The 24,538-nt window shown below is 38.8% G+C and carries 27 protein-coding genes; 16 read left to right on the forward strand and 11 right to left on the reverse strand.

Annotation, left to right across the window (positions count from 1 at the left end; translation table 11 throughout):
• Window positions 1-25: 25 nt before the first annotated feature.
• Genes fliD through fliT form a run of 3 tightly spaced genes read left to right on the forward strand, consistent with a single transcriptional unit; the run spans window position 26 to window position 2,247 of the window.
• The gene (gene fliD, locus QSH13_RS06355) at window positions 26-1,456 is read left to right on the forward strand and encodes a flagellar filament capping protein FliD (protein ID WP_196544108.1); all 1,431 of its coding nucleotides are present in this window, start codon (window positions 26-28) and stop codon (window positions 1,454-1,456) included.
• A 20-nt stretch (window positions 1,457-1,476) separates the two neighbouring features.
• Window positions 1,477-1,875 carry a flagellar export chaperone FliS gene (gene fliS / locus QSH13_RS06360; RefSeq protein ID WP_109396455.1) on the forward strand — a complete coding sequence of 133 codons (399 nt, stop codon included), beginning with the start codon at window positions 1,477-1,479 and terminating at the stop codon, window positions 1,873-1,875.
• A gap of 18 nt (window positions 1,876-1,893) precedes the next feature.
• Window positions 1,894-2,247 (forward strand): flagellar protein FliT, encoded by a 354-nt coding sequence (fliT, locus tag QSH13_RS06365; protein ID WP_109396456.1) that lies wholly within the window; start codon window positions 1,894-1,896, stop codon window positions 2,245-2,247.
• Between the two features lie 140 nt (window positions 2,248-2,387).
• Here the strand turns inward: fliT and QSH13_RS06370 are convergent, their stop codons facing one another.
• The 5 genes from QSH13_RS06370 to fliE form a co-directional block, all read right to left on the reverse strand.
• Window positions 2,388-2,858 (reverse strand): GNAT family N-acetyltransferase, encoded by a 471-nt coding sequence (locus QSH13_RS06370; protein ID WP_109406687.1) that lies wholly within the window; start codon window positions 2,856-2,858, stop codon window positions 2,388-2,390.
• A 149-nt stretch (window positions 2,859-3,007) separates the two neighbouring features.
• The gene (locus QSH13_RS06375) at window positions 3,008-4,141 is read right to left on the reverse strand and encodes a hypothetical protein (RefSeq protein WP_286038954.1); all 1,134 of its coding nucleotides are present in this window, start codon (window positions 4,139-4,141) and stop codon (window positions 3,008-3,010) included.
• A 350-nt stretch (window positions 4,142-4,491) separates the two neighbouring features.
• Window positions 4,492-4,707, reverse strand: coding sequence for a hypothetical protein (locus tag QSH13_RS06380; protein WP_023581839.1), 216 nt, complete (start codon window positions 4,705-4,707; stop codon window positions 4,492-4,494).
• Between the two features lie 232 nt (window positions 4,708-4,939).
• A complete protein-coding gene (locus tag QSH13_RS06385; RefSeq protein ID WP_196544109.1) occupies window positions 4,940-5,278 on the reverse strand; it encodes a GlpM family protein in 339 nt (112 codons plus the stop codon).
• Between the two features lie 484 nt (window positions 5,279-5,762).
• Window positions 5,763-6,074 (reverse strand): flagellar hook-basal body complex protein FliE, encoded by a 312-nt coding sequence (gene fliE, locus QSH13_RS06390; RefSeq protein WP_162556427.1) that lies wholly within the window; start codon window positions 6,072-6,074, stop codon window positions 5,763-5,765.
• A gap of 276 nt (window positions 6,075-6,350) precedes the next feature.
• On the opposite strand from fliE, the gene fliF reads away from it, so the two are divergent.
• The 13 genes from fliF to fliR all read left to right on the forward strand — a co-directional run bounded on the left by fliF (window position 6,351) and on the right by fliR (window position 17,431).
• Window positions 6,351-8,078: a flagellar basal-body MS-ring/collar protein FliF gene (fliF, locus tag QSH13_RS06395; RefSeq protein ID WP_109396461.1), complete on the forward strand. Its 1,728-nt coding sequence runs from the start codon at window positions 6,351-6,353 to the stop codon at window positions 8,076-8,078.
• Window positions 8,075-9,073, forward strand: coding sequence for a flagellar motor switch protein FliG (gene fliG / locus QSH13_RS06400; RefSeq protein WP_109396462.1), 999 nt, complete (start codon window positions 8,075-8,077; stop codon window positions 9,071-9,073). Before fliF ends, fliG begins: the two co-directional genes overlap by 4 nt.
• The gene (gene fliH / locus QSH13_RS06405; RefSeq protein ID WP_109396463.1) at window positions 9,066-9,785 is read left to right on the forward strand and encodes a flagellar assembly protein FliH; all 720 of its coding nucleotides are present in this window, start codon (window positions 9,066-9,068) and stop codon (window positions 9,783-9,785) included. Before fliG ends, fliH begins: the two co-directional genes overlap by 8 nt.
• Window positions 9,785-11,152 carry a flagellar protein export ATPase FliI gene (gene fliI / locus QSH13_RS06410; RefSeq protein WP_286038955.1) on the forward strand — a complete coding sequence of 456 codons (1,368 nt, stop codon included), beginning with the start codon at window positions 9,785-9,787 and terminating at the stop codon, window positions 11,150-11,152. The genes fliH and fliI overlap by 1 nt, the downstream gene beginning before the upstream one ends.
• 36 nt (window positions 11,153-11,188) lie before the next feature.
• Complete coding sequence (fliJ, locus tag QSH13_RS06415) at window positions 11,189-11,635, forward strand: flagellar export protein FliJ (protein WP_006533149.1); 447 nt, start codon at window positions 11,189-11,191, stop codon at window positions 11,633-11,635.
• Window positions 11,635-13,038 carry a flagellar hook-length control protein FliK gene (locus QSH13_RS06420; protein ID WP_286038956.1) on the forward strand — a complete coding sequence of 468 codons (1,404 nt, stop codon included), beginning with the start codon at window positions 11,635-11,637 and terminating at the stop codon, window positions 13,036-13,038. Before fliJ ends, QSH13_RS06420 begins: the two co-directional genes overlap by 1 nt.
• 177 nt (window positions 13,039-13,215) lie before the next feature.
• Window positions 13,216-13,698, forward strand: a complete 483-nt coding sequence (gene fliL / locus QSH13_RS06425; RefSeq protein WP_006533151.1) for a flagellar basal body-associated protein FliL — start codon at window positions 13,216-13,218, stop codon at window positions 13,696-13,698.
• Window positions 13,699-13,703: 5 nt separating this feature from the next.
• The gene (gene fliM / locus QSH13_RS06430; protein WP_006533152.1) at window positions 13,704-14,735 is read left to right on the forward strand and encodes a flagellar motor switch protein FliM; all 1,032 of its coding nucleotides are present in this window, start codon (window positions 13,704-13,706) and stop codon (window positions 14,733-14,735) included.
• Complete coding sequence (fliN, locus tag QSH13_RS06435; protein ID WP_006533153.1) at window positions 14,728-15,138, forward strand: flagellar motor switch protein FliN; 411 nt, start codon at window positions 14,728-14,730, stop codon at window positions 15,136-15,138. Before fliM ends, fliN begins: the two co-directional genes overlap by 8 nt.
• Window positions 15,139-15,141: 3 nt before the next feature.
• Window positions 15,142-15,588 carry a flagellar biosynthetic protein FliO gene (gene fliO / locus QSH13_RS06440; RefSeq protein WP_109396466.1) on the forward strand — a complete coding sequence of 149 codons (447 nt, stop codon included), beginning with the start codon at window positions 15,142-15,144 and terminating at the stop codon, window positions 15,586-15,588.
• Entirely contained in the window at window positions 15,588-16,358 is a 771-nt protein-coding gene (gene fliP, locus QSH13_RS06445) for a flagellar type III secretion system pore protein FliP (RefSeq protein ID WP_286038957.1), read from the forward strand. The genes fliO and fliP overlap by 1 nt, the downstream gene beginning before the upstream one ends.
• 15 nt (window positions 16,359-16,373) lie before the next feature.
• Window positions 16,374-16,643: a flagellar biosynthesis protein FliQ gene (fliQ, locus tag QSH13_RS06450; protein WP_006533156.1), complete on the forward strand. Its 270-nt coding sequence runs from the start codon at window positions 16,374-16,376 to the stop codon at window positions 16,641-16,643.
• Window positions 16,644-16,648: 5 nt separating this feature from the next.
• Window positions 16,649-17,431, forward strand: coding sequence for a flagellar biosynthetic protein FliR (gene fliR, locus QSH13_RS06455; RefSeq protein WP_109396467.1), 783 nt, complete (start codon window positions 16,649-16,651; stop codon window positions 17,429-17,431).
• 199 nt (window positions 17,432-17,630) lie between these two features.
• Here fliR and QSH13_RS06460 read toward each other — a convergent pair whose 3' ends face one another.
• The 6 genes from QSH13_RS06460 to QSH13_RS06485 form a co-directional block, all read right to left on the reverse strand.
• On the reverse strand, window positions 17,631-17,831 hold the full coding sequence (locus tag QSH13_RS06460) for an MrpH family fimbial adhesin (protein ID WP_196544110.1): 201 nt from the start codon (window positions 17,829-17,831) through the stop codon (window positions 17,631-17,633).
• Window positions 17,832-18,250: 419 nt separating this feature from the next.
• Complete coding sequence (locus QSH13_RS06465) at window positions 18,251-18,505, reverse strand: helix-turn-helix domain-containing protein (RefSeq protein ID WP_109396469.1); 255 nt, start codon at window positions 18,503-18,505, stop codon at window positions 18,251-18,253.
• A 1,178-nt stretch (window positions 18,506-19,683) separates the two neighbouring features.
• Window positions 19,684-20,628, reverse strand: a complete 945-nt coding sequence (flgL, locus tag QSH13_RS06470) for a flagellar hook-associated protein FlgL (protein ID WP_109396470.1) — start codon at window positions 20,626-20,628, stop codon at window positions 19,684-19,686.
• Between the two features lie 31 nt (window positions 20,629-20,659).
• Window positions 20,660-22,315 (reverse strand): flagellar hook-associated protein FlgK, encoded by a 1,656-nt coding sequence (gene flgK, locus QSH13_RS06475; protein ID WP_286038958.1) that lies wholly within the window; start codon window positions 22,313-22,315, stop codon window positions 20,660-20,662.
• Window positions 22,316-22,433: 118 nt separating this feature from the next.
• Window positions 22,434-23,420, reverse strand: coding sequence for a flagellar assembly peptidoglycan hydrolase FlgJ (gene flgJ, locus QSH13_RS06480; protein WP_109396472.1), 987 nt, complete (start codon window positions 23,418-23,420; stop codon window positions 22,434-22,436).
• Entirely contained in the window at window positions 23,420-24,526 is a 1,107-nt protein-coding gene (locus tag QSH13_RS06485; protein WP_099075765.1) for a flagellar basal body P-ring protein FlgI, read from the reverse strand. The genes flgJ and QSH13_RS06485 overlap by 1 nt, the downstream gene beginning before the upstream one ends.
• Between the last annotated feature and the right edge of the window lie 12 nt (window positions 24,527-24,538).

Here is a 24,538-nt window from a genome sequence, read left to right on the forward strand (position 1 = left end):
TTACGAACACAGAAAGGAGACCGGTATGGCTGGTATTGCTTCACTAGGCGTGGGCTCAGGGATGCCTCTTAGCCAAACATTGGCACAATTAGAGGCGGCGGAAAATAAACGCCTTGAACCCCTTGATAAACAGATGAAAAGCTATGAAGCGAAAATTACCGCTTACGGTAAAATGCGTGGACAGCTTGATAAGTTACAAAAAGCTTCTGAAGATTTAAAAAAATTCGATAAAATTGTTGCTACAAAAGTCGATGATGAGTTTGATGCCTTTAAAGTCAGTACTGACGGTAAAGCTAGTATTGGTAACTATACTGTCTCAATTAAAGCACTTGCTCATGCTCAAACGTTAAAATCTACAGCAGTAGATGATATTAAAAAACCATTAGGTGAAACCTTAGGTGAAGGTAATAAACGCACCTTAGTGATTACCCAAGAAGGTGAAAAAGAACCTTTACGCATTCCATTAGAAGATAAACAAACTTCAATTATTGAATTGCGTGACGCTATCAATAAAAAAGAGGGCAATGTTTCTGCCACTATCGTTAAAGCAAAAGACGGTGAAAACTATTTAGTCCTAACTTCCCGTAAAGAAGGCACTAAATCTGAGATGAAAATCACCGTTGAAGGTGATGATAAACTTAATCAATTTCTTTCTAATTCACCTGCTACCGATGAAGCATCTCATACTTCAGGAATGAGAGAAATCGTTAAAGCCAATAATGCAGAATTAACGATTAACGGTATTGATATCGAACGTCAAACCAATGAGATTAAAGATGCCCCAGAAGGGATCACATTAAATCTTAAGAAAAAAACCAGTGATAACAAAGACGGTATTGATAAACCAGAAATTATTACTGTTGCTCGTGATATTGAGCCGATGAAAAAAGCCATAAAGGCTTGGACTGACGCTTATAATGAATTAAATAGTACTTACAAAGAGCTGACCAAGTATACCCAAGTAGAAAAAGGTGAAGCCGCGTCTAATAATAATGGCGTTTTATTAGGTGATAGTACTAGCCGTATGATTATGTCAGAACTAAAAAGCTTTGTAACAAGTTCACAAAGCACCTCTGATTTAGATACCCTTAATAAAATGGGGATTAAATTTAAGGTTGATGGCTCTTTAGATATCGATAGCAAAAAACTGGATGAAGCGTTAAAAGAGAAACCCGCTAACGTGAAAGAGTTTTTTATGGGTGACGGTAAAGAAACAGGCTTTGGTACTCAAACCTATAATTACTTAAAGAAAACCCTGCAATCTAATGATGGTGCTTTAGATGTTGCCACTGATGGCGTGAAAAAACGCAAGAAAACATTAGATAGCCAAATTAAAAACACAGAGCGCAATATTGCCGCCACGATGGAACGCTATAAAAACCAGTTCCAACAGTTAGATAAAATGGTCAACTCCATGACTAACTCTAGTGCCTCAATTGGCCGTTTATTAGGTTAATTTTTAAAAAGTAGGATAATATGTATCAACAATCAGCCAGTAAAATGTATGCTCAAATCGACGTTGAAAGCGAGATTTTAAATGCTTCTCCTTACCAGCTGATCCAGATCCTATTTAATGGGGCGCTAAGCGCCCTTCGCCGTGCATTAATATTAATGGAACAAGGAAATATCGCCGGTAAAGGCGAAAATATTTCTAAAGCCATTAATATTATTGGTAACGGATTAAAACAAGGTCTGGATAAAGAAAAAGGCGGTGAGCTTGCAGAAAATCTGGAGCTCCTTTATGACTATATGGTTAATCAGCTACTCGATGCTAACTTAAAAAATAATCCAGAAAAAATTCATGAAGTCATCAAGCTCTTAACTGAAATTTCTGATGCTTGGCAACAAATCGGCACACAGATTAATTCTTATTAAATTAGAGTGGACAACAATATGGATATTATGGCGGCTTACGAGCATGTTTTAAAATCAAGTGAGCAAATGTTAACGCTTGCCAAAGATCAGCAATGGGACAAGCTGATAGAAATGGAAATGGATTATTTAAAAAGCGTAGAAAATATCACTAAGATGATAAAACCGGCTGATGGTGAGCTGAGACTACAACAACGCCTCACGGATATGCTAAAAAAAATCTTAGAAAACGAAAACGAGACGCGCAATTTATTACGGGCTCGTCTAGATGAGCTTGGCATATTAATAAGACAGACTGAACAAGAGCAGAGGGTACAGAATAGCTATGGTCAGTTTACAGAACATAGTTATTATCCTGATCTCAATCTTAAATAACTCTCCTCTGCGCCAAAAGCGGTTTTATTAGCTAATGGCGTCTTTACTTAGAAAAGCCACTCCTATTATTCAGCTTAACTTGTTATCGGTAACGTAAAAATCAACGTCTACCACTTTTTATTTTTGTTTTTTATTTTTGATTACATAGACATAGATTGCACAGATTGCACTAACACCATATCAATATGTGGAATGTTGTCTTCAAGATACGTTTCTGAATCGATAACAAAACCATGTGATTGATAAAATGAGACTAAATAAACCTGTGCCATTATTTTTATTGTATGGGTATTAAATTGATGGCATGTTGTTGCAATCGCCTCTTTTATTAACTGATGAGCAATACCTCTTCCCCGCTGTTTTTGAGCAACAATTACCCGCCCTATTGAAGCTTCTTTAAATGCGATGCCTTGTGGCAACAAACGAGCATAAGCAATAAGTTGCTGGCTATCTTCCTCTTTCGCAAACAGATGTAATGTATTTTGATCTACCCCATCCAGATCTTGATAAGCACATTGCTGTTCACAAATAAAAACCTGATTTCTTAAAGCTAAAATAGCGTACAACTCATCGGTGGTGAGTTGTGAAAATGATTTTAAAATCCAATTCATGTGATTAGCTCGTGATTTTTTATCTCTTGATTATAGTGCATTAGTATAATTTCAATAATTTCTTATTATCTTTCTACGAAAGCAAATAAAAAATCGCCTACTTAACTGTAGGCGACATATTAGCTCATAATAATCTGATAACTAGTAATTTATTTAATTACATCATACAGTTGCTGATTAGATAAATAATCCGCTGTTAAACCCACTGATGGGTTATATTGTTCACCATAGATCTCAGAGAATGCTTTCCCCTCTTTACCTAATGAAACTTTGCGTTCATCTTTACCCGTACTTTCATGGATAGAGTAGGTTTTACGGCGCATTGCTATATATTTATCTGCATCATTAGCAATATCAGTCTGATAATCTGTTATTTGTGTATCCGTTAAGGCTAATTTATTTGCTAAATCACAACCCCAGCGAGTTAAACAGACTTCTGCAAAGTGGCGAACCACTAAACCCGGTGCATACAATGCATTTTCACCTGTACTACCATCAATAGAAGCATTGCCGACTAATGTGGCGTGGCGTCCTGAAATAGGGAAAATATGCATTTTAGTATCAGCAGCGACGGTTGGGATCACGCAAGTAAATCCTTTAGAGCGCTCATCTCTTGCATAAAATCCGACATATTCTTTGACGTTTTTACCCAGCGTGACTTTTTCTGGTTGGAAATTCAGTGGACCTGGAACAGGGTCAATAGCAAAAATATTCACTGGTATATCTTTTAATTGAGGATCTGCCAACATCGCATTCGCTAGCATATGGCAAGTAATACCACCACGACTCCACCCCACTAAGTTAACTTGTGTTGGAATAATGCCATCTTTACGGAAGATACGAATAATTTGCTGTTGAAGTTGTTGCTGAGTGACTTGACGGTCGCCATAGTCATATTTACGCCATAAAAAAGAGCCTGTGACTTTGACGTCTTCAATAGGAATACCAGCTTTTTTCAGTTGGTTATACTGCTCTTCGGTTAACTTTTCACGTTGCCAATCAAAGTTACCTTTCATTAAGCAAAGTGCGTGATTGACATTTTCTTCCCAGCCACTGCCAAATAACGATCCCTTAATATCAGAGTAATTAGGGCTTTCAACCCATAAATCATCTTCTTGCAGATTACCACTACCCGGGCCATCAATAATAAACCACTGTGCAAACTCTCTTCCTTGATTATTTTGCGCTAACGTGGAGACTAATTCACCTTGCCAGAAAGTCGGATTATTATTATCAAATGAGTTAGACCCAGTACCACATAAATAAACGGTTAATACTGTCATAATTAAATTTCCTTTTATTAATAACTAAAAAATCAAAATAATGATTTTTATTTCCTTGTATTGAGCTATTCCTTAGCTCACCAGCACATTAACCATAAGCTTTTTTTTATTCAATGAGTAAAAGTAAATTAATAGAGCTGAGATCACATAATTAAATATTATTTAGGTAAAAGAAATGAAAAAAGTCTATCAGATCAATGTAATTATATTTTATAAGTGGATACCTTACTTTTTTATTAATTCTATTAGTTAATCAGTTCATAAAAAGTGTATTAAATAACCAAATTTTAAATTTAGATAAAAAAAATCCCACATTAATAAATGTGGGATTTTCTATTAGGAAGAATATGTTATAAACGATTAAAAGCAACTACTCTCACTGCAGGAATATCAGCTTGTGCTCCTTCAGCAACTTCCTGACATGCTTTTTCTAACGCAATATGGGGTGTGATCCCACTTTCTGTTTCTACAATTTTATGTCCGGCGTAGGTATCACCATTTCTGGAACGCACTTTATACGCAATAAACCAATATTCCATATCATCACCGTTTACGTTATTAATCATGTAATTACCATAGCGGTTTATGACCTACTTTAATGTGATAATAATCAATAAATTTTAGTTTAATAAAACCGTTTTATAAAAAGATGAACTTCATCGTAAGAAAATTAAGTGTACTCTCCTTTAGCTAAATTTTTGTCATTACATATTTGAATTATTTTTTGTTGCAATGATCTTTTCATATTCTCTCTAGTTTTATTTTTTGCGCGATAATAACTAGATAAGCGTAAATACGCTATCCATGAAATCTGTTCCATAATTGAATAAGTAACCAAGCCGCGATAATCCAGCAGATAACTGCCGTTGCCAGTGCCGAAAGTAATTTTACATAGTTGATCATCAGATAGAGTGAAATTAGATAAACCAGATAAGGAATAACAGCCCATAGACTAAAAATAATGGTGGTACGCAACGCTTCAATAGAGCGTTCAGAGCCAACAATATAGTGTGCAATAAGTGCAAACGTTGGAAATAACGGAACCAATCCCGCAATATAGTAATGACGAGATTTCGATAATACCGCGATTAATACTACTACAAATGCACCTATCAGCGCTTTAATCAGTAATCCCATGATGTTTTCATCAAGTTATAAAAATCTTAGTTTTATCATACCTATTCATATTTGTATGTGGGCTGGTTTTATTTTTAGTTATTTAAAATGTAATTAAATATTTAGAAAATATAATAGAAAAAATTAAGAAGAAAGACGATGACCAAGCTTTATACAAAACTAATCCAACATAGGTTAAGTAACTTATTTAACAATTACTTTTGATCTTTTTTGAAAGATAAGAAGAGATAAGAGAGCAAGCTACTTTGAGATGGATGTGCAAAATCGCACATCAATAAAATGACGTGTCTATCCCATCTGCAAAAATCGGGGCACTCATTACCATAAATAGCAAACAATAATATAAGTATTCGAATATTTAATCACATTCGAAAGCTTATATCATCTATTCAATGATTTTGAGCAAGCTGCCCCATTCTATTGTGATTAGGTGCTTCTTTATAGTTATATAAAAGAAAAGCTACCGTTATCAAATGATAAGGTACTACACCTGCATCGACATGATTTCTTGATAAGCAGTCACGAGCTTATTACGCACTTGTATGCCCATTTGTAATGAAATACTGGATTTTTGCATATCCACCATCACATCGTTTAATTCAACACCCGGTGTACCTAAAGTAAACGCTTGAACTTTGTTGGTTGCATTCATTCGAGTTTCATTAATTTTACCCACGGCTTGAACAAGCTGAGTTGCAAATCCGGCTTGTACGGGTTGGGGTTTCGCAATATTGGATGCTTGTAAAGTCTGGATTTGCATTTTATCCAGAACACTTTCAATAGCTGGAATTGACATATAAACCTCTGCGTTAATCATCTAATTCAATTATTGAATCAATGTCATAGTAAGGAAGTGAACCAACACGCTTACCGAGTTATACCCTAACACAGGGGCTTCATTCCAAAGCGAGTAATTAACGCAAAAGTTAAGGGCTAATTACGCCATTAAATGAAACGCAAAAGGCCAATAATGAGACACCTGAGAGTAGGTTTATTTATTTGCGTAAGGGGAGTCTGTTTTGTTACGCCACGCTTTTAGTATTCATCCCGAACTACAAGGCAAGGATTGTCTATGAATGCCGAAAAAACCGACGTTGTGAACCAGAATAAGGGTTTTAACGCCATTATTAACCGGATAAAAGCCGATCCGAAAATTCCGCTCATTATTGCGGGCTCGGCGGCGATTGCCATTTTTGTTGCTGCATTTTTATGGTTACAAAGCCCTGATTATAAGGTGCTTTATAGTAATCTTAGCGATAAAGACGGTGGCGAAATTGTCACACAGTTAACACAGATGAATGTACCTTATCGCTTGTCACAAAATGGCGCGGCGATTATGGTGCCTGACAATCAGGTTCATGAATTACGCCTGAAACTCGCACAAGCGGGGCTTCCAAAAGGCGGTGCTGCCGGTTTTGAACTGTTAGATAAAGAAAAGTTCGGGATCAGCCAATTTAGTGAACAGATTAATTATCAACGTGCACTTGAAGGTGAGCTTGCTCGCACTATCGAAACATTAGGTCCTGTACAAAATGCTCGAGTTCATTTAGCACTGCCAAAACCATCTCTTTTTGTTCGTGAACAGAAATCCCCTTCTGCATCCGTTACGGTGGGTCTTTTACAGGGTAGAGCGCTGGATGAAGGTCAAATTAATGCCATTGTGCATATCGTTGCGAGCAGTGTTGCAGGTATGCCTGACAGCAGTGTGACTATCGTTGACCAGAGTGGCAAACTATTGACACAACCAGATGCGTTAGGTCGCGATCTTAACTCTATCCAACTGAAATATGTTCAAGAGCTAGAAAGCCGTTATCAGCAGCGTATTGAAACGTTATTAGGCCCAATTGTGGGTCGCGGAAACGTTCATGCACAGGTGACAGCTCAAGTTGACTTCTCTCATACAGAAGAGACAGCGGAAGAGTACAAACCAAACCAGCCACCAAATCAAGCCGCGGTGCGTTCAAAACAGTTGAGCCAAAGTGAGCAAAATGGCGGCATGTTAGCTGGCGGTGTCCCCGGAGCATTATCTAATCAACCTGTTGCTCCACCACAAGCGCCAATTGAAACGCCAAAGGCGCAAGAAGGTGAAAAAACAGATGGTGCCAATGCAACGGGAACTAATCGCTCATTAACACGCAATCCAAACAGCAATAGCCGTTTAGATGAAACAACCAACTATGAAGTTGATCGCCGAATTCGCCATATCAAACGTCCTGTAGGTAATGTCGAACGTCTTTCTGTAGCTGTTATTGTGAACTACAAAACAGTTGAAGATAAGAAAGAAGCCGCTGAAGGCGAAGAGCCTGTTGTTGAAACTAAACTTGTTCCGCTAACTGATGAGCAAATCCAGCAAATTGAAGGACTTGTTCGTGAAGCGATGGGGTATTCCCAAGAACGTGGTGACTCTTTAAGTGTCGTAAACTCACAGTTCAACGATATTGAAGAGAAAGTGATCACCGTTCCTGTATGGGAAAATCCTGAAATTATTGCGAAAGCATTAGATTTAGGTCGCTGGTTATTACTTATTATCATCGCATGGATCTTGTGGCGCAAACTGGTGAAACCACAGATTGAAAAACGCCGTGAAGCTGAAGCTGCAGCACAGAAAGCCGTGCTGAAAACCAAGCTAGAAGTTAAAGATGATGTTGATGAAGCAGAATTAGATGACGAAGCAAGACGTAAGCAAGCACGTCAACGTGTAAGTGCCGAATTGCAGAGCCAACGTATCCGTGAAATGGCAGAGAAAGATCCTCGTGTCGTCGCAATGGTAATTCGTCAATGGATGAGTAAAGAACAATGAGTAATAACTTAACTGGAACCGAAAAAAGCGCCGTTATGTTACTAACACTCGGTGAAGATCGAGCGGCGGAAGTATTTAAACATCTAAGTACACGCGAAGTTCAACAGCTGAGTATTGCAATGTCTTCAATGCGTCAGATTTCAAATCAACAATTGATTGATGTTATGGCAAGTTTTGAAGAAGACGCTGTTCAATACGCAGCATTGAACGTCAATGCGAACGATTATTTACGCTCAGTTCTTGTTAAAGCCTTGGGTGAAGAACGTGCAAATAATCTATTAGATGAGATATCAGAAACTCGCGAAACAACGACGGGTATCGAGACACTTAACTTTATGGAGCCACAAATGGCTGCCGATATTATCCGCGACGAACATCCGCAGATTATCGCAACCATCTTGGTTCATCTCAAACGAGGTCAAGCAGCAGATATTCTTGCCCTATTTGATGAGAAATTACGTAATGACGTAATGTTACGTATCGCAACATTTGGTGGTGTTCAACCGTCAGCATTAGCAGAGTTAACTGAAGTACTGAATAACCTGCTTGATGGTCAAAACCTCAAACGCAGTAAAATGGGTGGTGTTCGTACTGCTGCTGAAATCATCAACTTGATGAAGAGCCAGCAAGAAGAGAATGTCATTACTGCGGTTCGCGATTATGACGGCGAATTGGCACAAAAAATTATCGACGAAATGTTCCTGTTCGAAAACCTTATCGATATCGACAACCGTTCTATCCAGCGCATTCTACAGGAAGTGGAATCCGACTCCTTGGTTGTGGCATTGAAAGGATGCGATCAAGAGCTACGCGATCACTTCCTCAACAATATGTCACAACGTGCTGCTGAAATCATGCGTGATGACTTGAGTTCTCGCGGCCCTGTTCGTATGTCTCAAGTGGAAGCAGAGCAGAAAGCCATTCTGCTTGTGGTACGCAAATTAGCAGAGACTGGAGAGGTTGTTCTTCATGGAGGAGACGATACCTATGTCTGATAAACATACTGATACTAACTGGAAGCCTTGGGTTCCAAAAGAACTCACTGATTGGGCATTAACTGTCGAGGAAACGACAGAAAACGAAAAGGAAGTCGAAAAACAGGAAAAAGAAGTCGTTCAGCAACAGAAAGTCCTTGAGCAAATTAATATGCTTGATGACATGAAAGAAAAGGCCCAGAAATTGGGCCACGCTGAAGGCCTTGAGGCAGGGAAAAACCAGGGTTATCAGGAAGGCTATCAGGCTGGATTACAATCAGGTATTGAAGAAGGTATTCGCCAAGGCATTGCTCAGCAATCACCATTAATTAATGAATGGCAAGGTTTGTTGGCTGAGTTTAGGCACTCTTTAAATGGGTTAGACAGTGTTATTGCTTCGCGTTTAATGCAAATCGCCCTCACTGCGGCAAAAGAAGTTCTCGGTCAGCCTGCGGTTTGTGATGGTTCTGCATTACTGGCGCAAATCACCTTAATGTTGCAACAAGAACAAATGTTCTCAAGTAATCCACAATTAAGAGTTAACCCAAAACATATTCCACAAATTGAGAAAGAGCTGGGTGATTCACTTTCTGCTCATGGTTGGAAAGTGGTTGCCGATAACAGTATTCATGTTGGTGGATGCCGTGTTGTGACAAATGATGGCGATCTTGATGCCACGATTGCAACTCGTTGGCATGAGCTTTGCCGTCTTGCTGCTCCGGAGGCGTTGTAATGACAGCAAGATTGGGGCGTTGGTTAGAAAAGCTCAGTGATGCAGAAGCGCGTTTAAATAAAATTCCGCGTGTACGTCAATATGGTCGTTTAACCAGAGCTACAGGTTTAGTCATGGAAGCTAAGGGGCTTGTTATGCCCCTTGGCTCTACATGTTTAATAGAACGTACCATTGGTAAAACTGTTGAAGAAGTTGAAAGTGAAGTCGTTGGGTTTAATGGTAGCCAAATGTTGTTAATGCCTTTACAAGAAGTCGAAGGATTAACACCGGGTGCTCGTGTTTATGCACAGGCTACTCCGGGTGGGGAAAATGAAGGTCGTCAATTACCTCTTGGAGATGCGCTGTTAGGGCGTGTTTTAGATGGCTCTGGTTATCCTTTAGATGGATTACCACCACCAGATACAGGTTATCGTGCCCCACTTATTACGCCACCTATCAATCCACTACAACGTACCCCTATTACTGATGTACTGGATGTGGGCGTGCGTGCAATCAATTCACTGTTGACTGTAGGTCGTGGTCAGCGTATGGGACTTTTTGCAGGCTCTGGTGTCGGTAAAAGTGTGCTATTAGGCATGATGGCACGTTTTACTCAAGCTGATGTGATTGTTGTTGGATTAATTGGTGAACGTGGACGTGAAGTTAAAGATTTTATTGAAAACATTCTCGGTACAGATGGTTTAGCACGCTCTGTCGTTGTAGCAGCACCAGCGGACGTGTCACCACTTCTTCGAATGCAAGGCGCTTCTTATGCAACACGTATTGCCGAAGATTTTCGTGATCACGGAAAACATGTCTTACTGATTATGGACTCACTCACACGTTACAGTATGGCGCAACGTGAAATTGCCCTTGCTGTCGGCGAACCACCTGCAACCAAAGGCTATCCACCTTCTGTATTCGCTAAATTGCCCGCACTGGTCGAACGTGCAGGAAATGGCGTTGATGGTGGCGGTTCTATTACGGCTTTCTATACTGTTTTAACAGAAGGTGATGATCAGCAAGATCCTATTGCAGACTCTGCGCGTGCAATTTTAGATGGCCACATTGTGCTTTCGCGTTCTCTGGCAGAATCAGGACACTACCCTGCTATCGATATCGAAGCGTCTATAAGCCGTGCAATGACCTCATTGATTGATAAAACACATTATCGTCGCGTACAAGTGTTTAAACAACTTTTGTCTAGTTATCAACGTAACCGCGATTTAATTAACGTAGGTGCTTATGCTGCGGGGAGTGATCCTATGCTTGATAAAGCCATTGCACTTTATCCATCCCTCGCGAAGTTCTTACAACAAGATATCCAAGAGCAATGCAGTTATCAAAGTGCATGTGAGCAACTTAATCAACTGATCACAATAAACTAATTCTGAACATAATCAGAGAAAGTAAAGAGGGTTCCAATGCGGGAGCAGTCACCTTTAGTGACACTGAGAGAACTGGCACAGACAGCGGCTGAACAAGCCGCTATTCAACTGGCTCAGGTCCGGCAGAGTCATCAACAAATGGAACAGCAACTCAATATGTTGATTGGGTATCAGGATGAATACCGTGTACGTCTAAATGAAACGTTGAATTTAGGGGGGATGTCGTCAGCATCGTGGCAAAACTACCAACAATTTCTAAAAACGCTCGAATTGACTATCGAACAACATAAACAACAACTTCAACATTGGCAGGCGCAGCTAGATCTTGCAACTGAACAATGGAGAGAAAAACAGCAACGACTCAATGCATTTGAGACTTTGGAGCAACGCGCTGAAGATAGCCGTAAGCGACATCTTGATCGTATTGAACAGAAACAAATGGATGAGTACGCACAGCGTAGTACTTTACGGAGAACAACTTGATGGAGATAACGCTTCTGACCATGGATGTCGCTGCAGCCTCTCCGGGAACGACATCCGCTTCAAATAGTCAACCCGGTGATAATGCCCCGACATTTGCTCAGCTTTTGGGTTCTCAACCTCAAAATGCACAGAGTGATAAAAAGACAGCCAATATCACAAATCATTCAACAAAAGAAAATAAGGCACATTCACACTCTGATGAAGACAAAACAAAAGAAGACGGTAGTCATCTTGCGTCTGCTACCACAGAACCTAGTGTGGTAGAAGAGTCATCTCTTGAGAAATCTCAATTGGCTCTTACTTTGCCAGATAATGAACAATTTGCGACTATTGTTGAAAATCAAACCCCTTCTTTATTAATGTCAGCAGAAGAGCTTGCAGCCGAACTGCCAGTTCAATTAGCAGGATTACCTGGATTAAAACGCTTAACCCTGCCCACAGAACAACTGACTCAAGCATTACAACAGCATCAATCAGTTAAAGGTGATGAAGGCTTAGCCTCGTTAGCGCGTACTATTTCAAAAGATAGCGATATGTCGGAATTCAACCTTACCGACAAGCTAAATCTATCAAAATCAGATGAAAAGTCCTTGTTAACCCAGCTACGTCCAGAAGCTGCAACATTAGCAACAGAAAGTACACTTGTCGGCGCTAATCAAACAGAAAAATCTTCTGTGAAAAAAGGAGATAGCGTCGCAACGCTTTTAACGCCAACAGCAGAAAAAGTGAATGCATTACTAAACGGCGATAAGCAAGTTACAAATGCAAAATTAGCAGACAATGTTGCTCAACAACTGGTGCCCCGTAATCCTGTTGTAGAAAGTGATCTTCATAACCCGCTTTCTAGCTCTTCTTCTTTGGCTTCACAAAGCATTGCGGGTCATGCTCACTCTTCAACACAACCACAAATGCAATTCTCACCGATGGCAACACAGGTATTAAATGCACAAGTGGGAACACAAGAGTGGCAACAGCAGCTAAATCAACAAATTGTGATGTTTAGTCGTAATGGCTTACAAAAGGCCGAGCTACGTTTACACCCTGAAGAGCTAGGTTCATTACATATCCGCATGAAAATAGAAGATGGGCAAGCACAGCTACACCTAGCTTCACAAAACGGACAAGTTCGTTCTGTATTAGAAAATGCCATGCATCAATTGCGTCAAGCGCTCTCTGAAAATGGGATCCAGCTCACGCAGAGTCAAGTGTCTAGCGACACTAATGACAGTTGGCAACAACAAAATATGTCAGATTCCTCTCAATTTAGTGGAGATGGTGCCGATAATCATCAAGGAAGCGAGGGTAATTCTCTGCAATTAGCCTCTGAAACGGCACTACAAAAGATAACTCTTACGCCTCAAGAATTAGCATCTGCTCGTGGTGGTGTTGATATTTTCGCCTAATACAAATGTATTGGGAGGAGACACTATGTCAATAAACGTAAGAGTTAATGGTTTTTTCCCTATCTGTTTCTGCAATTAAAAAACAGAAATAGCGGGATAATTAAGGTTGATTTAGATGGATATGGAAGTCCACAACAGTGAACACGTATCCACTACAAAACAGGAATTTAACTGTCCATGTCTAATTACAGCAATGAACGTAAAAGCTATAGCTTAATTCTGATCATCGTATTATTGGTGATCGCCATTATTGCAGCGGCATTCGGTGGATATAGTTGGTGGGCATTGAAGCATGCTAAATCAGGTTCAGCGGGCACAAGTCAGCAAAAAGTTATACCAGCACCCGTTTTTATGTCATTAGAACCCTTTACGGTAAATCTAATTGATGACGAAGAACACTTAGACAGAGTGCTCTACATAGGGATCACACTAAGATTACATAATGAAGACACTCGTAAGCGTCTACATGATTATTTACCTGAAGTTCGTAGTCGCTTGTTATTACTGCTTTCTCGTCAGCAGGCTAATAAGCTCGCGACAGACAATGGAAAACTCCAGCTAATGACGGATGTAAAAGAAACGCTGAGACCGACTCTCGTACCGGGAGAATCTGAACAGATCCTCTCCGATGTACTGTTTACCACGTTTATTCTGCGATAATCATTATGAGCGATAATATCCTTTCACAGGCAGAGATTGATGCTCTGCTGAATGATGACACATCAGGTGACGACGCCAAAAAAAGCGCGAACAGGGAACCTGCGATAGCGAAGGATCCGAATGAACCGGATATTCAGCCTTATGACCCCAACACGCAACGTCGTGTGGTTCGAGAACGTTTACAGTCGTTAGAGATTATTAACGAACGCTTTGCGCGTCAATTCCGTATGGGGCTGTTTAACATGCTTCGCCGGAGTCCTGACATTACTGTTGGTGGCATTAAAATTCATCCATATCACGACTTTGCTCGTAATTTACCTGTGCCAACGAATCTTAACTTGGTGCATTTAAAACCGTTACGAGGAACAGCATTATTTACTTTTGAACCCAATCTGGTTTATATCGCGGTAGATAACCTGTTTGGTGGTGATGGACGTTTTCCAATCCCTGTGGAAGGGCGTGAATTTACCAACACAGAGCAGCGGATCATCAACAAAATGTTGAAATTGGCACTTGATGCCTACCGTGATGCTTGGGATTCCATATTCAAAATTCAGGTGGAATATGTTCGTTCTGAAATGCAGGTGAAATTTACCAATATCACCTCATCACCGAATGACATTGTTGTTACGACACCTTTTCAGGTAGAAATTGGCTCCATGGTTGGGGAGTTTAGCATTTGTATTCCATTTGCCATGATTGAGCCATTACGTGAACGACTGATCAATCCACCAATTGAAAATGTTCGTCAAGAAGATGGGGTTTGGTTAGATAGTTTAGTCAACCAAGTTCAGCATTCAGAGCTTGAACTGGTCGCAAACTTTACTGACATCCCACTGCGCTTATCAAAAGTGTTAACACTTAAAGAAGGGGATGTTATCCCGATTGATAAACCAGAAAGATTGATTGCACATGTTGATGGTGTGCCCGTATTAACGAGCCAATACGGTACAGTAAATGGGCAATATGCCCTTCGTGTTGAACACCTAATTAACCCTGTTTTAAACGCTCTGGATGAGGAACAAACCAATGAGTGATGCAAATCGCCCAACTGATAATTCACAATCGGCTGAGGATATGTGGGCTGATGCAATGGAACAGCAAACTGGTAAAAGCCAGGATAATAGTTCCGATCTATTTGAACATCTTTTACCTGAAGACGACACATTGAACCATCTATCTGACATTAATTTGATTATGGATATTCCAGTCAAATTAACAGTAGAGTTAGGTCGCACCAAAATGACCATTAAAAAATTACTTAGCCTGTCACAAGGTTCTGTCGTTTCACTGGATGGTTTAGCTGGTGAGCCTCTTGATATTCTTATCAATGGCTATTTAATTGCTCAAGGTGAAGTTGTGGTTGTTTCTGATAAATATGGTATTCGCATTACCGATATCATTACACCATCAGAACGTATGCGTCGCCTGAGTCGTTAATCTATGGAACAGCTTCCTTCCTTTTCCAGCCAAGGTGCGGTAAATACTACCGCGCCCGCTACAACACAAACTGTTCAAACACCGACACAACCGTTGCCTGTAGGCCAAAGCCTTGCTCAAGTTAGCACGGCACTTGCAGGCATCATTGTTCTTATTATTGTTGCAATGTGGTTATTTCGCCGTTTTGGCTTTACCCGTGGCTCATTAAAAGGAACGACTGCACAACTTAATGTTAAAGCAAGTTGTTCATTAGGTGCAAAAGAGCGTGTGGTGGTGGTTGAAATAGAACAGGAATGGCTCGTATTAGGGGTAACTACATCGCAGGTAAATCTGCTGCATAAATTACCCGTTCCTGATAAAGCCTCGCAGGAAGCGATCTCATCACCAACATCGTCACTGTTTACTCAAATATTACAAAAAACGCTAAAGCGAGATAAAGGCAACTCATAATGCATCAGTGTGTCATTTTTTTTAACGCATTAAAGCGTTGGCGTCTCTTCGCTAGTGTGCTGGTTTTACTCTTGTTACCTACCAGTGCGTTTGCCCAATTTCCGGGTATTATTACACAGCCTTTACCGGGTGGTGGTCAAAGTTGGTCATTACCAGTACAAACTTTAATCTTCATTACAGCATTAGGGTTTATTCCTGCTGTTTTACTGATGATGACAAGCTTTACCCGCATTATTATTGTCCTTGGATTATTACGTAATGCGTTAGGTACACCTTCTGCTCCGCCAAACCAAGTGGTTCTTGGTTTAGCGTTATTTATGACATTTTTCATTATGGCACCGGTTTTTGATAAAATTTATCAAGATGCCTATATGCCATTTACTGAAGATCAAATTACCTTCGAGCAAGCCTTAGAAAATGGTTCGAAACCTCTACGTCAGTTTATGATGCAACAAACTCGTGAAACTGACTTGGCTCTGTTTGCTCGTCTTGCTGATGCACCTGCGTTTGAAACTCGCGAAAGTGTGCCAATGCGTATTTTAGTGCCTGCTTATATCACCAGTGAACTAAAAACCGCCTTTCAAATTGGTTTTATGATTTTTATTCCTTTTCTTATTATCGACTTAGTTGTTGCCAGTGTGTTGATGGCGCTAGGTATGATGATGGTGCCACCAGCTACAGTTTCATTGCCATTTAAACTTATGCTTTTTGTTTTAGTAGATGGCTGGCAATTAATACTAGGCTCGCTTGCACAAAGCTTTTTTAATTAGCGCAGAGGTAACCCTATGACACCAGAATCCGTCTTAGCACTAGGTACTGAAGCGATGAAAATTGCTTTGTCACTAGCAGGCCCGCTTTTATTGTCCGCTCTGGTGACGGGGCTTGTGATCAGTATGCTTCAAGCTGCAACGCAAATAAACGAAATGACATTATCGTTTATTCCAAAAATTCTTGCTGTATTAGTCGCTATTTTAGTTGCGGGTCCTTGGATGCTAAGTTTACTTGTCGATTATATGCATAACTTATTTACAGGCATTCCAGGGATGATTGGTTAATAGCAATGATAACCCTGACCAGTGAAATGCTTAGCGGCTACATTAGTGATTTTTTCTGGCCATTTGTGCGAATACTCGCCCTTTTTAGCACCGCACCGCTATTTAGTGAAAAACAAACACCTAAAAAATTTCGTATTGCACTCGCCTTTTTAATTACCGCATTAGTCGCACCAGGTTTACCGCAAAGTCATGTGCCTTTATTCTCGCTAATTGCCTTTTGGGTACTATTGCAACAAATTTTGATTGGTACAATTCTAGGGTTATCAATGCAGTTAGCATTCGCTTCTGTTCGTCATGCGGGTGAAGTGATTGGTTTACAGATGGGGCTTTCATTCGCCACCTTTGTCGATCCATCAGGTGGCCCTAACATGCCTATTCTGGCACGTATTTTTAATATGCTAACAATGCTGTTATTTATGGTCTTTGATGGTCATTTATGGTTATTGTCTGTATTAGTTGATACATTCTATGTTGTTCCTATTGGAAATCAGACTTTTAACTCATTAGGTATACTGACTTTAGTTCAAAGTGGTGGCTCAATCTTTATTAACGGTATGATGTTAGCTATGCCATTAATCACCCTACTTTTAGTGCTCAACCTTTCATTAGGCATTCTAAACCGTATGACACCACAACTTTCTGTCTTTGTGGTGGGTTTTCCGCTGACATTAACCATTGGTATGCTCGCGCTATCAATGATTATGCCTGCTCTTCCTGTCTTTACTGAGCGTGTCTTTAGCGATACGTTTAATCGCATTACTTTAATATTACACCAGTTGGTTTCTTGATATAAAACTGATTAAAAATAAAAAATATCTACATTATTGCGCATTAATAAGTTTAAAAAGTATTTAAAACCGATGTGAAAAATTGGAAATAAATTTGTTTTTATCAAAAAATAATATGTGTGGGACTATTGTTAGCCTATTCCCTGTAAACTTGCGATATAACAACGTTAATTTACAGGAAATATCAAAAAAACACTTATTAATCAAAGGGTGAAATTAGCCAAGCAGAACCATGGTAACTACCTGCCGCCGTATTTTCCCCTTGAATATGGCTACTCACACTGATAGTTTTTATATCATCAATCGTGACTTTCAACTCTTTTCCTGATTGCCCTGTTGAATCATCTGCCAATTTTAATTCACTGTAGATTTTATTATCCGGATTTTCCTTACTGATCATTGGCAATCTTTTTTTAGTGAGTCTTGTTTAATATTACAAGGTGTATTCACTACAGAACCTGTGAAATTAATTACACCCGTATTAGAACCAGTAACAGGTGTGACAGCATCGTCGGCCATAGAAGCGAATGACACAATAGCAGTAGCAAAAACAGAAGCAATAGCTAATTCAGTTAATTTTATTTAACTTTAGATTAAACATACATACGATGAGTCTTCTCAATAATAAAATTGATAAAAGGCTCTTTTATTAAAAATTAACATTATTATTGACAACACACTCATACTTGAATTGATGAGAATATGTATCCTATATAAAGCTATATATAAAATTTTCATAGAGAATAATAATCCTCTACAAAATAATTTATTTATTAGTCATTTAATTAAAAAGAATAAAAATAAAAACCATACCTATTTTTACATTTTTTTATTTTCATACTCTCGTATAACATGACAATAAAAATCCCCCCAGTCTTTATCTAATTTTTGTAAAATGACATATAATGTTTCAATATTAATACTCGTCTCTGCATTTTCATATCTTGATATTTGTTGCTGACTGACATTCAATAGCATTCCTAATTGTTCACCTGACAATGATTTATTTATACGCGCTTCTTTTATATACTTTCCGATTATTTTACGTAATGGTTCGCAACAATGCCTTCTCATATTAATAACCTATTTTTTTATATATCATTAAATAAAATTTATAAAAAATAAAAATATAATCATTTTAATTTAGAAAACCTAACACTTCTAAATTTTCACTTAAAATATAATTCCATATATTCATAAGTATTTGTTATTAACTAAATGAATTTTTTAACAATATAAATTTATAAATATTCACTGTAAATACGCTATTATCGATCAATAACACCACTCTTGATAGTTTTCACCTATCAAATAACCACAAAGTGATCGTTACACGCTATTAATGTAAGGTTTAAAACCTTACTTATCAAATAGATAATTAAAAACAGAAGAGAAAATCATTATTTTTTTATAAATATTAGCTTTACTTAACCCACAATGACCTATTTTTATACAAATCTTAAAAAATAATAATCAATTTTATATTAAATTAATGAATAAAATATATATCAAGACTAAAGTAAAAATAATATCCATTGACTTATCCGAATGAATTCCAATTAATTATCTTTAAAGGAATATCTTTATTAGATATTCTTTTTACTTTTTAAATCAATAATGTAAATTAAAAAAAGAAAATCATATTATGACGAGTGATAAATTGCTTTGTATAGTTTATACACACAACGACTCCTATTAGGATTTATCCTAATTGAAGTTTAATAACGACATTACTTTCAAATTTAGAATATCAAATCAAAAAAACAACTAATATGCGTAAAATAAACTGATGATAAGGCAGCTTTATTCTGCAAGGAGCATCTACACAAGAAGGCTGGATATAAAATTAGATGTAGTGAAATCACATTAGATAACTGGATAAAGCAAGGGAATTAAAAAACAATGATTAGGTATATCTCGTATTTTGTAGTTTATAAACAAAATAATTACTATGTTATCTAGACTTACTGTTGATATTATTTTAATAGGAAAGGCCTTGATGCTAATTTATTAAGAAAGGTAGTTTTACAATATTTTATACTGCCAAAAATATTGGCGTTAACTAACTATAATTAGTACCTTTAAAAAATATAAAACGGCTTTATCTTTATCAAGGTTTTTAAGCTTCATCAGAAAAACACTCTATTTCTAAAATTAGAAATAATCTGTCTGTTCTATCCATACATAATAAAAAAACCCTGATAAATAAATACCAGGGTGATATCAAAATGCTTTAAGACAAAGCTAAATAATTAGCGATACATTTTGAACATAGACATCTCTTTCATGTCGTTAAAGACTTTATAAGAAGCCTGTAATACAGACTCTTCTTGATAATAATCAGAAATGGCTTGTGTCCAATCTAAGTCACGTAACTCACTTAAACGTTTTGCATTTCTTAAAGATGCGTCAGCCCCTAAATCATCTAAATTATCGAGCTCTTGAAGTTGTAAACCTAATTTAGCTTCTACACTTGAAATATTATTTAATGTTGCTCGGTTCACACGGTTTGCTGCATCAATTTTATCTAATGCCGCATCACGGTCAGCTTGTGGTTTACCAATTAAAGGTTCACGTAATGCTTCGATAGCATCATCAAGAGCATTAAAAATATCAGGCTCTGTCCCTTTACCACCTGAAGATTGTAATGTTTCAATCCCCGTGAAGTTGGTGGTCATTTCAATATTACTATCTACTTTTTGGGTAATTTGCTTATCACCACCTTGATAGGTGATTTTACCCGTTGCATCAGCAACAAAAGGTGGCTTATCTGATTGGAAGCCAGCAAAAATATAACGCCCCACACCATCTTTTGTATTACCAATACCCACTAGCTGATCTTTTAAACCTTGTAATTGATCAGCTAAAGATGCACGGTCTTCATCACTTAATGTAGCATCATTACCCGCAGCAACCAATGTTTCTTGAATTTTGGTGGTAATATTCACCATTTGGCTGGATAAACTCATTTGCAAAGACATGCTGTTTTTAGCAAATCCACGTGCTGTCGCATACTGCTGATTGCGCGATTCAGATTGTTTAACCATAACAGCTTGAGAAGCAGCCATAGGATCATCTGAAGGCTTTTCAACGCGACGACCACTTGAAATTTTATTTCCTTCAGTCATCCATTTGCTTTGCGAGCTAGTGATATTATCCACGCGCTGGCTAAAAATTTGATTTGAACTTAAACGCACCGTGTTATTCCTTATTCTGATGAAGGGTTACTTAGAGAACTTGCATAATCGCATCAAACATACTGTTTGCAGTTTGAATTACTTTTGCATTTGCCATGTAATATTCTTGGATACGATACATTTCACCGTACTCTTCATCCAAGTTCACACCAGAAACAGACTGCTGTTGTTTTACAATACTTTTAGTAATAGAAACCTGAGCATCGAAATCAACTTGCGCGGTATTCACTTTATTACCCACCATACTGATCAGTGAGCCATAACCACCTGCAATCGTTGTTTTACCATCAATCACTTTTTGGTCTGGTAACTCAAACAGTTTTTTCATGTTTTCGTTATCACTTGGTGCCGTTGTTCCATCCGCGTTTAGCGAGCCAGCAGCAGCTATCTTGCTTGGATCTGTCACTGCAACTTCCATACCTGCAATTACATTACCGACAGATTGAACGACAATGGAATCACCTTCTTGGGCGTTACCATTGACTGTGATATTCATGCCTTCAAAGGTCAGTTCTTTCTTTGCTGCATCAAAATTAGCGGCAACTTTACGTCCACCCGGCTCAACCGTAACATTCCACTTACCAGCTGCATATTCAACCGTGTAGTCAGCAGCTTTCACTTCTTTGGTATCGGTATATTTCACATCAAAAGTGGCATCACCTTTATTTTTACCGTTTGGCATAATGTGAGCACCACCGATTTTGAAGAACTCCTCACCTTTTTTTCCGTCTAAATCAAAACCTTGCTCGTGTTGCTTATTAAATTGATCACCCAACACTAATGCTAATTGATTTAATTGGTTACGGCTTGGATCTAACACTTCTTCACGGCTACGATACGCGCCACCAAGTTCGCCACCTTTAATGCGTTTTGCATCTACTTCACGAATTTCATCAATACCATTGCTATAGCCAAGAACAAGGCGTTCACTGTTTTTATTAGATGGAATAGCAGAAACTTCGTAAGAACGAGTACCAGATACTAACGGCAAACCATTAGCAAATGTGACGTTAACAAAACCACCATCTTGTTGAGTCACTTGAACATCAACTAGTGTGTTTAGCTCTTGAATTAAACGATCGCGTTGGTCTAATAAGTCGTTAGGATCAGCACCATTAAACCCCTTAGAACGACTGATTTCGTTATTGAGTTTTGCGATCTGTTTTGTGTATTCATTGATATTTTTAGAGGTGTTTGTCACCTGACTATTAATATCTTTTTCTAAATCGCGCAATGATTGGTCTGCTTTAGCAAACATATTAACCATTGCTTCTGCTTTACCAATAACCGTTGTACGCGCAGGATTATCTTCTGCATTATTGGTAACGTTAGGTAAACTGGTAAAAAATTCGTCAATTGCACTGGAAACGTCATTCCCTTTATCTGCTAACAAATCATTGATTTGTGAGATATTTTGGGTATAGCTATTAAGTGCACTTTGTTTTGACATTGCACGGTTCATTTGACCGGCAAGAAATTCGTTATACTCACGATGGATACGGCTAACATTAACACCATTACCGATATAACCATTACCGGTCATTGTGCCACTGTTTTCATTAAAAACAGTCATTTGACGGTTGTACCATTTTACATTTTGGTTAGCGATGTTATTACTTACAGTGCTCATCGCAGCTTGTGCCGCATTAAGTCCGCTCATCGCTGTATTAATTAAACTGTTGGACATTTGTCTATCCTTTTACGTTTAGTCATCACCCGTATGCACGGAGCATAGCTGGCAAGTTGGAATGAATGCTCTGGTCTTTATTATCGGTTCTTCCCCTCTAAACTTGAGGGGAAAATGATTAAAATAGATCGCTTAAATCGTGAGTATAAGTTTTAGCAACTTGCTCACCACTTCCTTTTAATTGACCAATAATTGAAACCAGTTTTTTTGCATAACCTGGGTCAGTGGCATAACCTGCTTCTTGAATACGATAAGCCGCTTGTTCAGGCGTTTGAGCTTGAGGTACTTTGGCGTAACGAGGACTTTCTGTGATCAGTCTGAGGTAATCTTGAATAGCTTCGACATAGGAGCCATAAACTCGGAAATTATCCCGCATTTTAATTGATTTACCGTCAATGACTTCGGTTGTCATGATATTTGTGACAGGCCCTTTCCAGCTACTTCCCGCTTTAATACCAAACAGGTTATAACTTGGTTTACCATCACCAGTTAGAATTTCACGTTTTCCCCAACCTGATTCAAGCGCAGCTTGAGCAACAACTAAAAGATGGTGTACACCAGTACCTTCTGTCGCTTTTTTCGCAGGCCCTAACAGTTTTGATGCAAAAGAAGCACTGCTTTCAGATAAGCCCTTAAGCTTACCAATCGTACTTTCAACTGCATTTTGATAAGGCTGCATTGCACGGTAAATTTGTCCCAAAGCTTGCGTTGGCATAGATTGAAAAATATCACTACCATCTAATGGCATTGGTGTTTTTCCAGCCATTTCACTTGGTTCCATCGTGACTTTGGCAGAAAGTTGTTTTTCTATCATGTCAGCAAAGCCCAAGCCTTTTTGTGATAAGTCTTGAGCAATTTGTTGATCATAAAGAGAGGTGTACATCTTGGTACTTTCTGAGTTGAACATGCTTTCTTGAGGAATAGCATCACGCATGCTTTTTAACATCATTTGAACAAAAACACCTTCAAGTTGTTGCGCCACTTGGCGCAACCCTTGCTGATCAGCATTTTGTCCAACCTGATATTTAAGTTTATTCAATGCATTGCTGTCATATGCCGGAGTAGAAACGTTCGGCATTGAAGAAAGCAGAGATAAATCTTTCATCAGATAATCTCCAATCTCGCACGTAAGCAACCCGCACTTTCCATTGCTTGCAAAATTGACATTAAGTCTGTTGGTGTTGCACCAAGTGCATTTAATGTACGGATCACTTCGTTTAAACTTGCACTAGCATTCACCTGCTGTAATGAGCCACCTTGTTCACTCATATTCACGCTAGTATTACGCGTTACAACAGTGCTCCCCCCCGCAAATGGGGTATTAGGTTGGCTAACATTGACTTGGCTATCAACGGTAACGGAGAGATTTCCTTGAGCAATAGCACAGCTTCCTAATGTCACATCACGATTCATAACAACAGAACCGGTTCTTGCATTAATGATCACTTTCGCATCAGCAACAACACGTTTAATTTCAAGATTCTGAACTTCAGCCAAGAAACGTACTTGTTCACTTTTACCAATAGGAACACGCAATTGAACTGTACGTGCATCTAAAGGAATAGCCGTTCCCACACCGCGTAATTTATTGACGGTATCAGAGATATGTTGTGCCAGAGTGAAGTTTTCTTCATTTAGTTGTAAATTTAGCAGACCTGTTTGGCCAAATTGCGAAGGCAGTTCACGTTCAATGATAGCTCCGCTACTAATGCGTCCACCCGCTAGCTGATTAACTTTAACGCTATTACCACCCGCAGATGCGCCGGCTCCTCCGACAACAATATTGCCTTGTGCTAAAGCATAAATCTGATTATCAACACCTTTTAATGGTGTCATCAGCAACGTACCACCACGTAAGCTTTTTGCATTACCTAAGGATGAAACAACGACATCGATTGATTGCCCGGTACGACCAAAAGGCGGTAATTTTGCAGTGACCATTACCGCAGCAACGTTTTTCAATTGCATATTGGTGCCGGGTGGTACTGTGATCCCCAATTGTGAGAGCATGTTATTCAGACTTTGCGTGGTAAACGGGGTTTGCATTGTTTGGTCACCCGTTCCATCTAATCCCACGACCAAACCATAACCAATCAGCGCATTTTCTCTTACCCCTTCAACAGAGGTGAGATCTCTGATCCGTTCGGCATGAGCGGAAAAACCGACACATGTCATCACGATAAAGAAAAGGCTCATCGCTATTTTTTTCATCTGGACCCTACT

The organism is Proteus faecis, assembly GCF_030286765.1.
GTDB classification, from domain to species: domain Bacteria; phylum Pseudomonadota; class Gammaproteobacteria; order Enterobacterales; family Enterobacteriaceae; genus Proteus; species Proteus faecis.

Excerpts from the sequence above, each read along its gene's own strand:
- fliD (WP_196544108.1), top strand. The coding sequence starts at position 26 with ATGGCTGGTATTGCTTCACTAGGCGTGGGCTCAGGGATGCCTCTTAGC.
- fliS (WP_109396455.1), top strand. The coding sequence starts at position 1,477 with ATGTATCAACAATCAGCCAGTAAAATGTATGCTCAAATCGACGTTGAA.
- fliT (WP_109396456.1), top strand. The coding sequence starts at position 1,894 with ATGGATATTATGGCGGCTTACGAGCATGTTTTAAAATCAAGTGAGCAA.
- QSH13_RS06370 (WP_109406687.1), bottom strand. The coding sequence starts at position 2,858 with ATGAATTGGATTTTAAAATCATTTTCACAACTCACCACCGATGAGTTG.
- QSH13_RS06375 (WP_286038954.1), bottom strand. The coding sequence starts at position 4,141 with ATGACAGTATTAACCGTTTATTTATGTGGTACTGGGTCTAACTCATTT.
- QSH13_RS06380 (WP_023581839.1), bottom strand. The coding sequence starts at position 4,707 with ATGATTAATAACGTAAACGGTGATGATATGGAATATTGGTTTATTGCG.
- QSH13_RS06385 (WP_196544109.1), bottom strand. The coding sequence starts at position 5,278 with ATGGGATTACTGATTAAAGCGCTGATAGGTGCATTTGTAGTAGTATTA.
- fliE (WP_162556427.1), bottom strand. The coding sequence starts at position 6,074 with ATGTCAATTCCAGCTATTGAAAGTGTTCTGGATAAAATGCAAATCCAG.
- fliF (WP_109396461.1), top strand. The coding sequence starts at position 6,351 with ATGAATGCCGAAAAAACCGACGTTGTGAACCAGAATAAGGGTTTTAAC.
- fliG (WP_109396462.1), top strand. The coding sequence starts at position 8,075 with ATGAGTAATAACTTAACTGGAACCGAAAAAAGCGCCGTTATGTTACTA.
- fliH (WP_109396463.1), top strand. The coding sequence starts at position 9,066 with ATGTCTGATAAACATACTGATACTAACTGGAAGCCTTGGGTTCCAAAA.
- fliI (WP_286038955.1), top strand. The coding sequence starts at position 9,785 with ATGACAGCAAGATTGGGGCGTTGGTTAGAAAAGCTCAGTGATGCAGAA.
- fliJ (WP_006533149.1), top strand. The coding sequence starts at position 11,189 with ATGCGGGAGCAGTCACCTTTAGTGACACTGAGAGAACTGGCACAGACA.
- QSH13_RS06420 (WP_286038956.1), top strand. The coding sequence starts at position 11,635 with ATGGAGATAACGCTTCTGACCATGGATGTCGCTGCAGCCTCTCCGGGA.
- fliL (WP_006533151.1), top strand. The coding sequence starts at position 13,216 with ATGTCTAATTACAGCAATGAACGTAAAAGCTATAGCTTAATTCTGATC.
- fliM (WP_006533152.1), top strand. The coding sequence starts at position 13,704 with ATGAGCGATAATATCCTTTCACAGGCAGAGATTGATGCTCTGCTGAAT.
- fliN (WP_006533153.1), top strand. The coding sequence starts at position 14,728 with ATGAGTGATGCAAATCGCCCAACTGATAATTCACAATCGGCTGAGGAT.
- fliO (WP_109396466.1), top strand. The coding sequence starts at position 15,142 with ATGGAACAGCTTCCTTCCTTTTCCAGCCAAGGTGCGGTAAATACTACC.
- fliP (WP_286038957.1), top strand. The coding sequence starts at position 15,588 with ATGCATCAGTGTGTCATTTTTTTTAACGCATTAAAGCGTTGGCGTCTC.
- fliQ (WP_006533156.1), top strand. The coding sequence starts at position 16,374 with ATGACACCAGAATCCGTCTTAGCACTAGGTACTGAAGCGATGAAAATT.
- fliR (WP_109396467.1), top strand. The coding sequence starts at position 16,649 with ATGATAACCCTGACCAGTGAAATGCTTAGCGGCTACATTAGTGATTTT.
- QSH13_RS06460 (WP_196544110.1), bottom strand. The coding sequence starts at position 17,831 with ATGATCAGTAAGGAAAATCCGGATAATAAAATCTACAGTGAATTAAAA.
- QSH13_RS06465 (WP_109396469.1), bottom strand. The coding sequence starts at position 18,505 with ATGAGAAGGCATTGTTGCGAACCATTACGTAAAATAATCGGAAAGTAT.
- flgK (WP_286038958.1), bottom strand. The coding sequence starts at position 22,315 with ATGTCCAACAGTTTAATTAATACAGCGATGAGCGGACTTAATGCGGCA.
- flgJ (WP_109396472.1), bottom strand. The coding sequence starts at position 23,420 with ATGAAAGATTTATCTCTGCTTTCTTCAATGCCGAACGTTTCTACTCCG.
- QSH13_RS06485 (WP_099075765.1), bottom strand. The coding sequence starts at position 24,526 with ATGAAAAAAATAGCGATGAGCCTTTTCTTTATCGTGATGACATGTGTC.